Origin of the sequence: Pelagicoccus sp. SDUM812005 (genome assembly GCF_031127875.1) — a bacterium.
Lineage (GTDB): Bacteria > Verrucomicrobiota > Verrucomicrobiia > Opitutales > Opitutaceae > Pelagicoccus.
In genome coordinates, this window is sequence record NZ_JARXIA010000021.1 from 60979 (window position 1) to 77324 (window position 16346).

The 16346-nt window shown below is 58.2% G+C and carries 9 protein-coding genes; 7 read left to right on the forward strand and 2 right to left on the reverse strand.

Features of this window, described 5'->3' with window-relative positions:
* From QEH57_RS20795 to QEH57_RS20805, 3 genes are all read left to right on the forward strand, one after another.
* Positions 1-1647 carry an alkaline phosphatase D family protein gene (locus QEH57_RS20795; RefSeq protein ID WP_309008712.1) on the forward strand — a complete coding sequence of 549 codons (1647 nt, stop codon included), beginning with the start codon at positions 1-3 and terminating at the stop codon, positions 1645-1647.
* 74 nt (positions 1648-1721) lie between these two features.
* On the forward strand, positions 1722-2708 hold the full coding sequence (locus QEH57_RS20800; protein ID WP_309008713.1) for a cellulase family glycosylhydrolase: 987 nt from the start codon (positions 1722-1724) through the stop codon (positions 2706-2708).
* A 24-nt stretch (positions 2709-2732) separates the two neighbouring features.
* A complete protein-coding gene (locus tag QEH57_RS20805; RefSeq protein ID WP_309008714.1) occupies positions 2733-4739 on the forward strand; it encodes a sulfatase-like hydrolase/transferase in 2007 nt (668 codons plus the stop codon).
* A 251-nt stretch (positions 4740-4990) separates the two neighbouring features.
* Here QEH57_RS20805 and QEH57_RS20810 read toward each other — a convergent pair whose 3' ends face one another.
* Positions 4991-6448, reverse strand: coding sequence for a sulfatase (locus tag QEH57_RS20810; RefSeq protein ID WP_309008715.1), 1458 nt, complete (start codon positions 6446-6448; stop codon positions 4991-4993).
* A 162-nt stretch (positions 6449-6610) separates the two neighbouring features.
* On the opposite strand from QEH57_RS20810, the gene QEH57_RS20815 reads away from it, so the two are divergent.
* The 4 genes from QEH57_RS20815 (at position 6611) to QEH57_RS20830 (ending at position 14844) form a co-directional block, all read left to right on the forward strand.
* Complete coding sequence (locus QEH57_RS20815) at positions 6611-8299, forward strand: hypothetical protein (RefSeq protein WP_309008716.1); 1689 nt, start codon at positions 6611-6613, stop codon at positions 8297-8299.
* Positions 8300-8410: 111 nt separating this feature from the next.
* Entirely contained in the window at positions 8411-10018 is a 1608-nt protein-coding gene (locus QEH57_RS20820) for a sulfatase-like hydrolase/transferase (protein ID WP_309008717.1), read from the forward strand.
* A gap of 96 nt (positions 10019-10114) precedes the next feature.
* Complete coding sequence (locus QEH57_RS20825) at positions 10115-11464, forward strand: hypothetical protein (protein WP_309008718.1); 1350 nt, start codon at positions 10115-10117, stop codon at positions 11462-11464.
* 251 nt (positions 11465-11715) lie between these two features.
* The gene (locus QEH57_RS20830) at positions 11716-14844 is read left to right on the forward strand and encodes a family 78 glycoside hydrolase catalytic domain (protein ID WP_309008719.1); all 3129 of its coding nucleotides are present in this window, start codon (positions 11716-11718) and stop codon (positions 14842-14844) included.
* Positions 14845-14859: 15 nt separating this feature from the next.
* Here the strand turns inward: QEH57_RS20830 and QEH57_RS20835 are convergent, their stop codons facing one another.
* Positions 14860-16311: a BNR-4 repeat-containing protein gene (locus tag QEH57_RS20835; protein WP_309008720.1), complete on the reverse strand. Its 1452-nt coding sequence runs from the start codon at positions 16309-16311 to the stop codon at positions 14860-14862.
* Positions 16312-16346: the final 35 nt, after the last annotated feature.

Consider the following 16346-nt stretch of genomic DNA (forward strand, 5'->3'; position numbering starts at 1 on the left):
GTGAAACTCAGAAAGACGATAAACCTCCTGCTCCTCGCCGCCTGTAACGCCGGACAGGGGAATGCGCAAGCGGCCTCAGCGGAATACCAGCAGGCTCCCTTCGAAGGTCTCGACACCTTCGCGGTCAACGACTGGTGGAACCGCAAGGAATGTTGGATCACTCCCATGAAGGTCGAGCGCGACGAGGTGCTGGCCTTCGGCCTCTACACCGTTGCCCGCCAGACCCTCAAGCTCACCGCCCAGCTCTACCCGCTCTATCCCGACGAATCACGCGACGTCTACCTGGACATCAAGGAAAACGGACGCTGGAAACAAATAGCCAAGGCGCCCGTCTACGACCTCGGCTGGTCGGCCCATTTTCATATCGCCGACTGGGACGACACAAAAGACACGCCCTATCGCCTCCGCCATGGGGATGCGGCCAGCTTCGAGGGACTGATTCGAGCCAACCCCATCCACAAAGACGAAATCGTGCTCGCTTCGTTGTCCTGCAACTCCAACCAGGATCTCGGTCCACGCGACAACTATGTCCGCAACCTTCGTATTCAAGATCCGGATATCCTCTTCTTCGCCGGCGACCAGTCCTACTTCCACAAGCAGCATACCGCCGGCTGGCTGCTCTGGGGCAAGCAGTTCAAGGAGTTGATCCGCGACCGGCCAACGATCACCATCCCCGACGACCACGATATCGGACAGGGCAACCTCTGGGGAGAAGGAGGCAAAAAAGCCTCCACTTACCACGGGGACGACGGCGGCTACTTCTACAGTCCCGATTACGTGCGCATGGTGGAGCGCTGCCAGACCTGGCACCTGCCTGACCCATACGATTCCACTCCCGTCGAGCAAGGTATCGGCGTTTACTATTCCGCTTACCCGATCGGCGGAATCGAACTTGCCATCGTCGAAGACCGCAAGTTCAAGTCCGGCCCCACCGGACGCGTTCCCCTGATGGGCGAACGGATCGACCTCGTATTGAAAAAGGACTACAATCCGGAAGACCTGGACCCCGCCGGACTCACGCTGCTCGGCGAGCGACAACTGGCATTCCTCGAAAACTGGGCCCAAGACAGCGCCGCTAAACCGCTTCGAGCCGTGCTTTCCCAAACCGGTTTCGCAGGAGCGGCCCACTTTAGCGGCAACCTTGACAACCGCGTCTATGCAGACCTGGACAGCAACGGCTGGCCCCGCTCCGGACGTAACGAGGCGCTCGAAATCATCCGCAAAGCCGGAGCCGTGCATATCGCCGGCGACCAGCACCTGGCAACCGTGCTGCGACATGGCATCGACGAACACGACGACGGCCCCTGGTCCTTCGTCTCTCCTGCCATCGTGAACAATTACTGGAGCCGTTGGTGGAAGCCGAGCGAAGGAGAACTCGCGTCTACTTCACCCATTCCCGCCTCCGGCCTGCCTTGGACTGGCCGCTACAAGGACGGATTCGGCAATCCCATCACGCTGCACGCCTACGCCAACCCGGAAAATGCCGACCACGGGGCGGGCTACGGCCTCATTCGTTTTCGCAAAAGCGAGCGACAGGTCGTATTCGAATGCTGGGCACGTAGCGCCGACGTTTCCGACCCCAAAGCTTCCCAATTTCCCGGCTGGCCCGTCACCATCGATCTGACCACACAAGAGAGAGTCAAGTAGTCGGGCTTTCCAACCGTCGCACCCCCCCTTAGGAAAGTGCTCAAGCCTCACCCATAAAACATCAGTGTAAATCTGTGATATCTGCGGTTAAGAAAAAACACATCTCCCTGCTCAAAATAGCCATCGCACTCGTCCCGTTCGCGTTCTCCGCCTGCCTCATCGCGAGTGAAATAGATACAGGACTCAACCTGCCCGCGACCAAGGGCACCTCCAATGCAGGCAATTTCGAGCCCGGCGTCTTCCCCTTCGACTACGCGCCAAAAATCCGACAAGGCATAGTCGATTCGCATTTCACGCACCTGCGTCTCTCTCTCAACGTGGAAACCGCCCATGACGCCAGGGCCCTTGAGCAACTAGAATCCCTCGCCGCGCTCACCGGTTTCCACGGGATCCTCTGCATGTGGGACACCAACCAGGGCGACGAAACCGGGCACGGCAACGGTCTCCCCAACGATCTCGACGCCCTCGCCGCCGCCTGGAAAAGCGTCCACGCAAAGTTCTCCCCGTATCCGCATTTACGCTACGAGATCTTCAACGAACCCTTTGGCTATCCTCGCAACGCTCAGGCCGCCAGACGCTACCTCGCGGACATGCGCCGCATCATTGAAAAAGCGGGCTTGCCCAAAGAACGGTGCATCCTCGACGGGCTGGGTTACGCCGACAACGTTCGCCTCGTCGCCGAAGCGGGCTGGACCGGCACCCTCGCTTACCACATCTACCCAAACTGGCTGCCGGGACGAAACAACAGCGCAAGCGACTACGCCGCGCTTATGGAGTCCGAATTGGCCAATCTTTCCAACGAGATTCTCATCACCGAATTCGGAACCAACCTCAAACTGCAGGGGTATTCAGATTCCAGTACCAAAGGATCAGCCAGCCTTTTTCTCGGCATGCGCCAGGCCATCTCCACTCTTAACCAAAAGGGAGCGAGGATCACTGGAACCTACCATTGGCACGGCTGGGACAATGGCGACTCCTACAGCTACTGGCACCCCGACAACACCGCTGGCTCCACCTTCGTTCAAGAACTGCAACAGGACCTGAAATCCATTTCCGAATAAAAGATACCCATCGAAACATTCTCCATGAAATCACTCCGTCACCTCACTCTCGCGCTCGCTTGCATTATTTCACTAGCCGCCACGGCATCCGCCAAAGACACGCGTCCCAATATAATCTGGGTCATGGGCGAAGACATGGGACCGGAATTGTCCTGCTACGGACACCCTGCCATCCACACCCCGCATTTCGACGCCCTCGCGGAACAAGGCACTCGCTTCACCCAAGCCTTCGGCACCGCCTCGAGCTGCACTCCGAACCGAAACGCGATGATGACCGGGCTCTACCAAACGCGGGTCGATCTCCAAGATCAGCGACGACGCGGCATCAAGCTGCCGCACCCCGTGCGCCCCATCACCCACATCCTGCAAGAAGCCGGCTACTACACCGCCATCGGCTGTGGCTACAGCCAGAAGACCGACCTTAATTTCGAAGTCGACAATCTCTTCGACGGACGCGACTGGTCCGGCCGGGCCGAGGGCCAGCCCTTCTTCGCCCAGATCACCCTCTACGAATCGCACCGCCTCGTTGACGGTTGGAAAAAGATCACCGAAACGGCCGAACGTCCCGTCGATCGCGACGCCGTCGAATTCCCTCCCTACTTCCCCGACCATCCCGTCGTGCGCGAAGACTGGGCACGCTACCTGGAATCGATTCAGTACATCGACAACAGCTTCGGTGAAATAATGAAGCGCCTCCACCAAGAAGGAATCGCCGACAAAACCATCGTCATCTTCATCGGCGACAACGGCCAATGCCACCTGCGCGGCAAGTGCTGGCTCTACGATGCGGGCATCCACGTTCCCTTCATCGTACGCGATCCCACTGGAAAATTCGGCGTCGGCGAAGTGAACCACGATCTCGTCAGCACCATCGACATTTCCGCCACCATCCTCGATTGGGCCGGCATCGAGGTTCCCGACTATTTCGATGGACGCTCGCTCATCGCCGAGGACTACACGCCTCGAGAATACGTCTTCTCCGCTACCGACCTCCTCGACTCCGTCATGGATCGTATCCGCTCCGTGAGGACAGATCGCTACAAGTACATCCGCAACTACACGCCTGAAAACGGCTACCTGGATTCCATCTACGTGCAAGAGAACCGTCCTATGTATCCGGTTATTCAAGACCTGTATCAACAAGGGAAGCTGAACGCCGCCCAGAGCGCATTCCTCGCCGAGACCAAACCCTTGGAAGAACTCTACGACCTGCAAAACGATCCTTACGAACTCAACAACCTCGCCGACTCCACAGCCCACGCCTCCCTTAAAAAGTCGCTCAGCAAGCAACTCGACGCCTGGCTCGAGGATACCGCCGACAAGGGCCTCGCCGAGCAACGCCGCATCGAGAAGCTAGCCACCGGAACCACTGCAGATCCAGCCACCTACCTCGCGGAGTTCCAAGACGAATTCGAAAAACGCTGGCCCAAGAACCGCCGCATCACCATCGCCGCCCACGGACACAGCGTTCCCACTGGATACACCACGCGCGGCGTGGTAAAGCCCTACGACGCCTACCCGCATCTCCTCGAGCAAGCTCTCAAGGAACGTTACCCGCACGCAGTGATCAACGTCATCCCAACCGGAATCGGCGGCGAAAATTCCATCCTAGGCGGCCGACGTTTCGAAAGCGATGTCCTCGCTCTCAAACCCGATATCATCACCATCGACTACTCGCTCAACGACCGACACCTCGGGCTTCGCAACGCCCGCGAAGCCTGGGAGCGCATGATCGAGAAAGCGCTGCTCGCCGACGTAAAGGTCCTGCTCCTCACTCCCACCGGCGACTGGAAAGCCGACATGCAGTCCCCCGACGACCCACTCACCCAGCACGCCGCCCAAGTCCGCGAACTGGCCGAGGAATACGGCGTCGGCCTCGTCGACAGCTACCAGAGCTTCCTCGACCACCTCGAAGAGCACGGCACCATCAAGCCCATCATGGCCCAATCCAACCACCCCAATCGGCTCGGCCACCAACTGGTGCTGAAGGAACTCGCCAAATGGTTTCCCGGAATTGCCCCGGCCCCTTAGCTCGACCGTTCACGCAGCATCCCAGGCTTTCGCCAGGATCGCAAAGCTCGGGCGCCAAAGGAATCCAATGGGCAAGATACAAACTGCTTTCAACTACCCTCCAAACGGAGACCTCAATGGCTATGCTTACTGCTACGACGCCCAACAAGGAAAGAGGGCATTTGATCCGGGGCCTTCATCCCATCCCTTGCCGTCTCGCTTTCCCAGGCCACGAGTCTACGCTTCGCACGGGCGTCGGCTCGCCCATGAAATTATTCCGACTTCCGGAGCGGTTCGACCGCTAAGCGGCCTCGCGAGTCGAGCTGTTTGGACAGGTTTTCGACCAAGTCCGAATACTCTTCGCGTCCCGCCAAGTTTTCCACCGACAGCTGCGTTTCACTGTGATCGTAAAGTTCGGTGGCAACGATCTCCTTGCTTTCGACGTTGATCCACTCAGTAAAACGCCACCTCGCATCGCGCAGGGTGTAACCAACCACTTTTCCGCGTCTGTATTCGCTGACCGCATACGGACGAAAATCCAAACTGGGATCAGCCAATACCGGTTCCAAACTCTTTCCGTCCAAAACCTCGGGAACCTGCCCACCCGTCAACTTCACCAAGGTCGGAAAAAGGTCGATGATCTCGACTAGGGCTTCCGTTCGTTTTCCCTTTTCCAATCCGGGAGCGGAAACGATAAGCGGGACTCGGGTATCCAATTCGAAGTTCGTGTGCTTGCACCACTGACCATGTTCGCCCAGCTTGTATCCGTGGTCTCCCCACATGACCACGATCGTATTCTCCCGCAGGCCTAAGCGTTCCAATTCCGCCATTACCTTACCAAGCTGGGCGTCCGCGTAGCTAACGCTTGCCGCGTAACCGTGACGCAATTCCCGGGTCAGCTCGTCGCTTAGAAAACCGTCCTTAGGCATGCCTTGATAAGCCCTCAACTCCCCCCAGTTCGTAAAGGCGATCGGGGGAGCTCCTTCCGGCAAGCGACGATCAGGCACTTCGAATTGCTCGCGCTCGTACAAGTCCCAGTACTGCGTCGGAGCGGCGAAGGGCAGGTGGGGTTTTGAGAAACCTACGCACATGAAGAAGGGCTTGTCCTGATGGCGGCGCAGCGAATCGATGGCTTGCTCCGCGACGGCTCCATCCTGATAAACCGTATCCTCGACATCCGCCGCTTCCGTAGCAGGTCCGGCCGTGAATTCGAACTTCTCCCGAACTGACAGGCCTAGGCGTTCGGCCTCTGCCGTACGCAGGCGGATCGACTCCAGCACCTCCGGATCGGCATACTTCTGGCCCGGCTTGTTGGGAAGCTCGCACCAGTTTTCCTGATCGTCGTTGTGATGGTGATACACTTTACCGTACGAAAGGGTCCGGTACCCGGCCTCCTTGAAATAGCGTGGCAGGCTCATGGCATCGGGGATGCTCTTTCGGAGCTGCGTCCATAGATCTTGGATACCGAGCCGATCTGGATACTTGCCGGATAGCATGCTGATGCGAGAAGGGCCGCAGATCGCCTGCTGGCAGTAGGCACGCTCGAACAGGACGCCCTCCTCCGCCAGCCGATCGATATTGGGAGTCTGAATATAGGTCTCTCCATAACACCCCAACTCCGGCCGCAAATCATCCATGAAGAAGATCAACACGTTCTTCTTCTGGTTCCCGGCATGCGACGCGAGAACGTTGGCGAAACAAAACAAAATAGCGAAAGACAATCGATACATGAGCATGAGGCGATAAGGGTTCCGATCGCGCCTAGGGTAAAAGAACAGGCTAGGGAAAGCGCTCAGACGACCTAAACTGTAGAAATGGGTTATCCCATGTCTGAATGACTCACGGCCACTCTCTCTCCTTGAACCAAAGCCACGAAACGTTGGAATGCAACCATGTCCCCTATCCGCGTTTCTCTTTTCTTGGCACGCTGTCTCCTTGCTCCCGCTTTGGCTAGCGCAGAGGTCTCCCTGCATAGCGACTTTACCGTTCCGGAGAACGAAAGCGGCATCATCTACGATTTCTGGAACACCCACAATCGCCTCCCTCCCTACGAAAACATCAACGAACCTGCCTTCGGTATGGAGGTTTCCTCGGTCAACTGCGTTCGCATGCTCGGTGGCTGGATGAAAAAGGGCGAGCGCATGCTCGACTACGATTGCTACAAGTGGGATGGTGAAAAGTACGTCTACGATTGGGAACCACTTCTGCGACGCATCGACGTCGTATTGAATTCCGGGATACGCCTGAAGCAAATCGTCCTCGACAATCCGCCCTGGGCATTCCAGCGAGGCATCACCTTCGTGGAGGAGCCGGACGGTATCCACTATCTGGAGGCCGACAAAAACTCGACTTACGGCAACGCCGTGCCACCCAACGATCCCACCGCATGGCCCGCCTTCATCAAGGCCGCCATCGCTAAGCTCGTCGAAACCTACGGCGAGGAACAGGTTGCCGGCTGGCGCTTTCGCGTCGGTTCCGAAATCGACACCCGCCCCGGCCACTGGATCGGCACCCGCCAGCAGTTCTTCGACCACTACCGAAACACCGTAGACGCCGTACGCTCAGTCCTGCCCCGAGCAAAGGTCGGCACCCAATTCCGCGAGGCCAGCTTCACCGGCGAAAAGTACACCGACTACACCGGCCAGGTCGAAGGCTCCTACGCTCGGGCCTTCATCGAATGGGCCAAGGAAAACGACGTTCCCTACGACTTCATCGGCACCTCCTACTATCCCTTCTACGACAAGGAAGACAGCGTCGACATGGACATCGTCTATCGCGAGCAAATCGAGCCCATCCAGCGCCATCCGGATTGGCGGCCCGGGGCCCTCTTCGAGATTCACGAATTCTCTGGACTCTCCCAATTCAGAAACGGCGAATTCGTCTGGCTCAGCAACTCCTACAACGCCGCCCTCTTCGCCAATATATCCAGGATGGTCCTGGAGAACGACATCCGCCAAGTGCACCTTTGGGGAAACAAATGGGACGGGCTCGTAGAGCCGAACGTACTCACGCAAAAAGCCCTCATCTCCATGCAGGAAAAGGCCCGCTACGGCAATACGGGCTCCGGCGAGCCAAGGGTCGAAGGCAACATGATCAACGGCATCTTTGCCGCCGACCTCGACGAACACGCCTACGACGCCTTGATTTTCAACTACAACAAACTCTCCATGGACTACCGGGAGGACGAGTCCGTGGAAGCTGTATTCACCGTATCGCTACCTCCAAACTCCAAATATAAATACCGCATCGCTACCTACGGCAAAGAGCAATGCGCCTTCCAGCGCTTCGCCGCCGACTTCCCCCAGGCCACCAAGCACCAAGCCGACGGCGGCTGGATCAAGGACAGCTACGACACCAACGGCTCGCCCTATATCATGTTCGTCAAGGAGGGCGTCGACACCTTCAAAGCGAACGCGCATCGCTACACCGAATACAACGAACTCCAATGGTCCGACTGGCAAATGGCCGCGACACAGGAGCTCGCCCCGGCAACGCAGCAGAAGTCCCGAGTCCGCATCCGAACCCAGCTCCCGTCCTTCTCCTTCCAAAAGATCGAGGTCCGGCCAATCCGTACGCCCTAGGAGTCCGTGATCGTCTTGCCGGGGTTCCCAAACGTGCCGCATTTTTAAATGCCGCCGTTTTGCGATCGATTACCCATTCCCTCAGCCATCATCAAAATTGCCCACGTATCTATGAAAGCCATACACCTCGCCGCCGCAGTCGTTTCCTTCGCGCTTTCCAGCAGCGGTCTGCCCGCAGTCCATGCCGCCCAAGCTGCCAAGCCGAAAAACATCGTCTTCATCCTCGCCGACGACTTGAGCTGGATCGACGTAAGCACCGGAAACTCGAACCAGGGCCGCGGCTCCCAATACTTCGAAACGCCAAACATCGACCGCCTCGCCTCGCAAAGTCGCTCCTTCACCCACGCCTATACCCAGCAAAACTGCGCTCCCACGCGAGCCGCCCTCATCTCAGGCCAATACGCCACCGGCCCCAACAACGGAGTCTACAACGTCGGCTCCCTCGCGCGTCAGAACAAGCAAACCGAAGGCTACCCCAAGCTCCCCATCAAAGCGGCAGAGCAGCGAAAGAACATTCCCGACAAGGGAGTATCGATCTTCAACATGGCTCAGAGCGCCGGCTTGCATACCTGCCTTATCGGCAAGAGCCACGGCACCCCGAACCCTCTCGAAGGCGGATACGGGCTCGATCTGCCCGCCTACGTCCACCACATCCTGCACGGCACCGTCGACGGGAAGAAAGTCACCAACCAACATTACATGGCCCTGAAGGACGACGAGCGAGGCTGGACATTCCTCTCCAACTACGTCGACCGCTACGCGGCTCCCTACGATCGCGGCTATATCGAATCCAAGCTGGCCCCCTTCCAGAACCAGAACGACCTCTCCCTCCTCCTCGGAACGCCCAAGCATCTCACCGACGCCATCGGCGACTTTTCCACCGACTACATAAAAGAAAGAGCCGCCGAGGAGACGCCGTTCTTCCTCTACGTTCCCTTCCACGCCATCCATACCGACATCGTCGGGCGCAAGGACTACGTCGCCAAATACGCAGCCCGAGGGTTCGACGCCCAACAAGCAGAATACGCCGCCCTCGTCGAACTTCTCGACCAAAACGTCGGCCGCATCCTCCAGTCCCTCAAAGACCCCAATGGCGACGGCAACTTCGACGACGACCTTTCGGCGGATACTCTTGTCATCTTCACTTCCGACAACGGCGGCCTGCGCAGCAACACGCCCCTAACCGGCCGCAAAGGGCACTTGTACGAAGGCGGCATTCGCGTCCCCCTCATGATCCGCTGGCCCGCAGTCATCGAGCCAAACAGCGTCAGCAACCAAGCTGTCCACAGTATCGACTTTTACCCTACGTTCGCCGAACTGCTCGGCGTCGACGTAAGCGATCGCCAACTCGACGGCGTATCCATCGCGAGCATACTGAAGGGAGAAGCGACCCGACTCGAACGCGAAAACCTCTTTTGGCACTTCCCTGGCTACATGGATTTCCGCACTCGCCCCAGCACCGTCGTCCAGCGACGCGTCGGCGACCAATACTATAAACTCTTTTACTACTACGAAACCGGAAAGTGGGAGCTCTTCCACCTCAACGAAGACATCTCCGAACAAAACGACCTGCTAGCCCACCGCCTGCCGGAGCAGTTGACCGGACTGCTCAAAAGCATGAAACGAGACATGCGGGACTGGCTCGTCGCCACCCAAGCTCCGACCGGGACCTGGATCGAGAGCGGCAAACCAGTCGACTATCCGCGAGCCGACCAATGAAATCAGGATAAGGCCAAGGAAATACCGATTTGCACCAGGATTCGAAATAGCCTCCTGAAGCTATTCGCTGCTGTATAATTGAAGCCCCATTTCCCCATGCTTATATTCGCTCGACTCGTTTTCCTTCTCCTTGGCATCGCCTTCTCCGTTCTCGTCGCCATCGGCCAGCAAGACGACGACGACGACCTGCTCCTCATCGAGATCGAGGGCTTCGAGGTCTTCTCCAACAGCATGAAGATCATCGATGGGATGACCGGCAGGGAATACACAGGCGAGCATCCCGTCATCCTAGGATTCCGAAGGGAGTTCGACACCATCCTCACCAAGTACCACAACAAGCTCCTGCTGGACGAAGCGAAGCGCCTCAAGGAACGCGCGGAAATAATCAAGCCCTTCACCGAAGAACTCGCAGCCTTAGCCAGCCGCTTCGGCATCGACGGCTTCGCGGTCACCGGCCCCCACCTGACGCGCGAGCTTTCCATCTTCAAACGCATGGCGAAGGATCCTTTCTTCAATATCGAAGAACTGGTCGTTTGGGATCTCCATCACCTCGGAAAAGACCCAAGCAAGCTCCCGGACAACAAGTACGCGAAAAACATTCGATTCAACGCGGAGACTGGAGAATGGGAGCGACGCGTCACCACCAAGTGGGAAGTTTCATGGATCACTCCCGACCGCTACCGTCGGCAAGTCTACAAGTTCAAGGAGCAAGGCCTCAACCTCGAAACGCAAAAGGGCTACCACTTCAGCGCCGGACTGCGACCCGACGTTCCCTCGAACGCGTTCCAGGACGTAAAGCTCCAGTATCCAATTTTCTACAACACCGGCGAAACCGTGGAAACCCAGGTCAAGCAGCTAACCCATAACTTCCTGCTCAACTTGATCTACATCTACGACCCATACAGCTGGGTCCTGCGCGGCAACACCCGCTTTCGCGGCGGCTTCCAACGTCAACTGCACGAGCACATCAAAAAGCGCCCGCTCCCCATCAGCGATCGCGAATGGTTCGATCGCGTGCTCTCTCACTTCCTAAACGATATCGTCACCCTTCGCTACTGGGGGCCGGACGAAATCTACGACCTCCAGATGCTTTCCGCGGATCCAAGGAATAGCCACCAGCTGGGAGTCGGCCTAGACTTGCTCAATTGGCAAAAGGGCGAAAACCGCCAAGTCGACTTCGACCCCGACGCCCCTGTCGAAATTCCGGACATCAGCTTCCACAATCCCCATCGTGCCCGCTACGTTCTGCTCGACGCGTACCGACGCTATGGCGACACCTTCCTCGACGCCCTGGTCGATCGCTTTCTAGCCCTCGAAAAGCGCGGCAGCGGAAAAGAGCTAGTCAAGGAGGCCATCGCCGCAGTTTCCGGCGTATCCGCCGACAAGTACATACCTGCCGCGATTCAGGTGCAAAAGGCCGAGCTCAAACGCTTCGCGAGAGAATAGCCATCGGCTCTAGCCACAGCACGGGAGGCCCTTGAGGCTCCGGTTCAACACCGGTTTCTGAACGGGGATCTATTTGTATCGAATACAAGCAAATGGCTCCTCGGGGCCCGCCCTGCTCTTATACACGGAAATCCTAAGCCCCGTACCTTGCCTGCTGCGTGTATCTCTCACGGAATCAAGAGATTACCTCCCAATGCCCGTATCCCAGGCAAGGCTGAGCTCCAGGGCAGCAACATCCCCTTTTCCGAAACATGAGACTCACAGTCCTGAAGACCTTCACTCTGGCTGCGCTTCTAAGCGCTTGCCTTGCCGCATTTTCGAGTGAAATCAAACTCGTCGAACTCAAGTGCGACTACCGCAGCGCCCCCCTCGCAGTGGACAGGCCGGATCCAGTTTTGTCCTGGCGACTCGAGGGAGAACGCCAAGGACTTAGCCAAAGCGCCTTCCAAATCCGAGCCGCCTCGACGCTTGAGCAGCTCGCCGCGGCCGAACTCTGGGATAGCGGATGGACGCGTAGTTCCTCGTCTACAGGAATTGAATACGCAGGCAAGCCCTTCGCATCGAAGCAACGGATCTATTGGCAGGTCCGCATTCAGGACGAAAAGGGCGTCACCTCGCCTTGGAGCGAACCCTCTTGGTTCGAAGGCGGACTCCATCAAGACAGCGACTGGCAAGGGGCTCGCTGGATCTCCTGCTCCCGCGAACAACAAAACGAATACGCCCCCTTCGACGTAATGGGCGACTGGATCGCCGCTTCCGCAGCACCGCAAACGGCCGACTCCATCACCTACTCCTACCACTTCGAACTGCCTGACAAACACGTCGTCTACGCCGGAGCCTGGTGGAACTACCCAAGCAGCGGAACCTCCGAGCTGAACCTCAACGGACAAAGGGGAGCCAGCTTTACGGAAGGCCCGCCTAGCGTCTACTACGAGGATTTCGGCTTTTTCATGCGCGAGCAAAACACCGTTTCCATCACCCTGAAGGGCGCGGATACCGCAACCCCAGTTTCCTTCGGCATGCAGGTCGTTTTCGCCGACGGCAGCGAACAGCTCATCCAAAGCAGCAAGGACTGGTCAAGCAAGGTCGGCGACAAGGAAAAACCGGTCGAAGCTCTCGCCGTGTATGGAGAATCCCCCTACGGAGAAGCGAAGATCTCCCCTCGCGCCCCACTCGAGGCTGCGTGGTACAAGAAGGACTTCGAACTGAAAAAGGAAGTCGCGGCGGCTCGCCTGTACCTCTGCGGCTTAGGCTACAGCGAACCTTACCTCAACGGCAAAAAGGTAGGCGACCACGTCCTCGATCCCGGCCAGACCGACTACCCAAATATCGCCCACTACCAGGCCTGGGACGTTGCCGAGCACCTCCAGGCAGGAACCAACGCCCTCTCCGTCCTCTTGGGCGACGGTTGGTTCAACAACGACCGCATGTTCTCCAAGGATCGCCACGTCTACGGCAAGCCAGGCCTTAGGGCGTATCTGGATATCCGATACGCCGATGGAACCAGCGAAACCGTAGTCTCCGACCAAAGCTGGCGATGGAAGCCTTCCGGGCTCACTCTCTCCAACCTCTTTCTTGGCGACCACATCGATTACCGCAAGTGGCACGCGGAATGGGAAAAGCCGGGGTACCCTGCAGGCTGGCAAGCAACCCAGGAAGTCGCGCCGCTATCGCCCAAACTCGTCGCCCAAGACTTTCCGCCCATCCGCATCGTACGCGAAATCGAACCGATCGACACCTGGCAAATCGGCGAAAAGACCTGGATCGTCGACCTGGGTCAAAACATCAGCGGCTGGATCGGCATGAAGATCGACGAAGCTGCCGACACCATAATTCGGATACGCTGCTCCGAAATACTCACCGAGGACGGAAAACACCTCGATAACGCCCCCGGATCCTTCCAAAGCTGTCACGCCGCCCCGCAGCACCACCAGATCATCGCAGACGGAAAACCGCACAGCTGGCGTCCGTTCTTCAGCTACCACGGTTTCCGCTACGCCGAAGTTCACGGCCTGAGCTCCGCTCCTAAACCGGGACAAATAAAAGGTCTCGTCGTCAACACCGACGCTCCTGTAACCGCAAGCTTCCGCTCCTCCGATCCTTTGCTCGACCGCATCTTCCAGATGGGCATTCAAACCCATCACAACAACATGCACTCCATCCTGGAGGACTGCCCGCACCGCGAGAAATGCCTCTGGGGCGGAGACCTGCACTCCTCTTGGGCGACCGGTTTCTACACCCTGGATTCCGCATCCTTCTATCGCCAACAGGTAAACCTCTTCTATACCCCTCCTTTCGACAAGCGCGGCATCCCAGGCCGCATCGGCGTAGGCAGCCGCCACACCGACCTCACCCTCGACTTTACCTGGTCGGTCTCCCCTCTCTTCCTTGCCTGGAGAAACTACCAGATCAACGGAGATATCCAAACGGTGGAGACGCACTACGACGTCATGCTCACCTTCCTCCGCTTCACGGAAGGCGACTCCACCAAGCTCATGCCCAACATCCACCGCTACGGCGACCACGCGGCACCGATCGGCATCGACCGCGTTCCCGCCGACAGCCAATTGATCGCCGGGCTCAACTTTTTCGCCGCCGCCAAACGCTTCGCCGTTTTCGCTGAGGTCCTTGGCAAGACGGAAGACGCCGCATGGAGCCGCGATCTCGCGGAGCGTATCCGGAAATCAATTATCGAAAACTACTACGACCCGGAAACCCGCACCTTCGGCAACGGCACCCACGACAGCCTAGCCCTCGCTTTCGACGTTTTTCCAGAGGACGAGCAATCTGCCCTCGCCGCCACCCTTGCCCAAACCTATCAGGACAACGGCAAGAAGTTCGACGGCGGTTTCATGTCCTACTTCATTTATCCTGAGCTTACCGAGCACGGACACGTCGACCTCGCCCTCGAAATGCTGCGCAATCCCGACTATCCCGGCATTGCCCAGAGCATCCGCGACTACGATGCCACCACCATCTTCGAGCGCTACCGCAGCGACAATCGGAAGCGCCAGCTCAACCACTCGCTCGACCACCACGCCATGAACCATCCGACCGCGTGGATGCTCAACTACCTCGCAGGCATTCGTATCCATCCCGAAGTACCGGGCTCCCGCAAGCTACTCCTGCAGCCTTACTTCCCAGAGACGCTCGACTGGGTGGATGCCGAAAAAGAGACGCCCTACGGAACCGTTAAAAGCGCGTGGAAGAAGCAGGGCTCCCAAGTTGCCTGGAAGATCGCCATCCCCGCAAACTCGGTCGCCGCGGTCAAACTCCCGCCATTAAGCGAGGGCGTTACCATCCAAGGCCAAACCACCCACGAGGCCTCCTTCGAACTTTCCTCAGGCCACTACACGATCCAATTCACGATTCCTGACTAAGGCGGAAGCGAAGCTTTACTCCTGCAATTGCTGGGCTTCGCTCTTCAAACGAGACACAGGGCCTTCGTCGCCCAGCAAGTAGACGCGGTGCCAATCGGATCCGGGCTGCTTCTCGGCCACGAGGGCGCGGGCTTCCGGGATCGAATTTCGGATGATTGAGGTGATCGCCCAGCCGGCCTTCTCGCGACGCAATACCTCGGCGCCCTTGCCAAAGGATTTGCCACCGTCCTCGCTGTTCCACCAAGCCACCACTCCGACGCCCTCTTCCCTGTAGGCCAGCAAGTAGCGAACCTCCTGAGGCGATTCGACCAGGAAGTCGCCTCGCGAGTCTACGCTGGGAGCGATGTCTGCCACCGGCTCGCCGCCTAGCCACTGTTCGCCCGTCCAGCGATAGTGGCTGGTGCGCTTGGGGCCACCAGTCTTCAGGCCTAAGTCCTCGCCGATGTTCATGCCGATGTGCGGATAGCCCTTCGAATCGAGATGCACCGTTCCGTTAAACGTCCAGCGCTCGCCCGTGCGGGCCGCCAAAGTCTTCTCGTCCGCGTACTCGCGAGTGATCGGCATCTCCAACTCCTCGCCCTCCACATTGGTCCAAACGCCCGTCTTCGTATTGAAAACCATGTAATAGACGTCGTGGCGTTCCGTGGTGTGGCCGCGGCCGTTCACTCCAGCTCCACCATCCCAGCAAAGATGGTAGTCGTAGCTGACAATGATATCGTCGCCCTCGCCTCGCCCCACCCAGGCGTACCAGCTGTCGACTGCCTTCAGGTCGTCGCGGCGCTTGTGCTTGAGAAAGGATACCGCCGGGCCAAAGCTGCGCCCATTGTCGGTGGATTTATGATACACCCAATCGCTGCGGTGAGCTCCGTGCCGGTAGAAGAGGTAAATGTCGCCATTGTCCATCTTAACCGCTTGGTTGTAGGTGCCGAACGGTGGGATCGTATCCAAATCTTCCCACTCCGTTATATCGTAAGGCCGTTTGGATACGGCATGCTTGTTCTCGCCATAATGATGGTTGCCCAGCGGGTTGTCGCCATGCGCTTCGGGAGTACCGCCATGGCCTCCGTAGAAGACGTGGATATAACCCTCGTCATCGACGATGAGCGTCGGCTTGCCGTGGTTGTCGATCTTCTTCGTTCGATTCGGGTCCTTCCCCATGGCGCTCACGCCTGCCTTGAAGGGACCCGTCCAGCGATCGGACTTGTGGTCGTAGGCCGCCACGTACGGATCCTCCAAGGGGCCTTGGTAGGAAACGTAGGTTACCCCATTCACATGCTCGCCGGCCGGATGCTGCACCACAGCCAGCGGATTGCCCCATGCGTTGTCAGCGAAGTGGTCGACCCGCTCTCCCTCCTGGGCCACTGGGGGCGACGCCTTCTCCGAGCAGGCAGCCAAAGCGAGGCAGCTAGCGACACCGAGCAAAGCGACTCCTTTGCAGGTTCGCTTGGATTCGGTTTTGTTAGACAAGGAATTTCGATCCATAGAATACGTAAACATAGGGC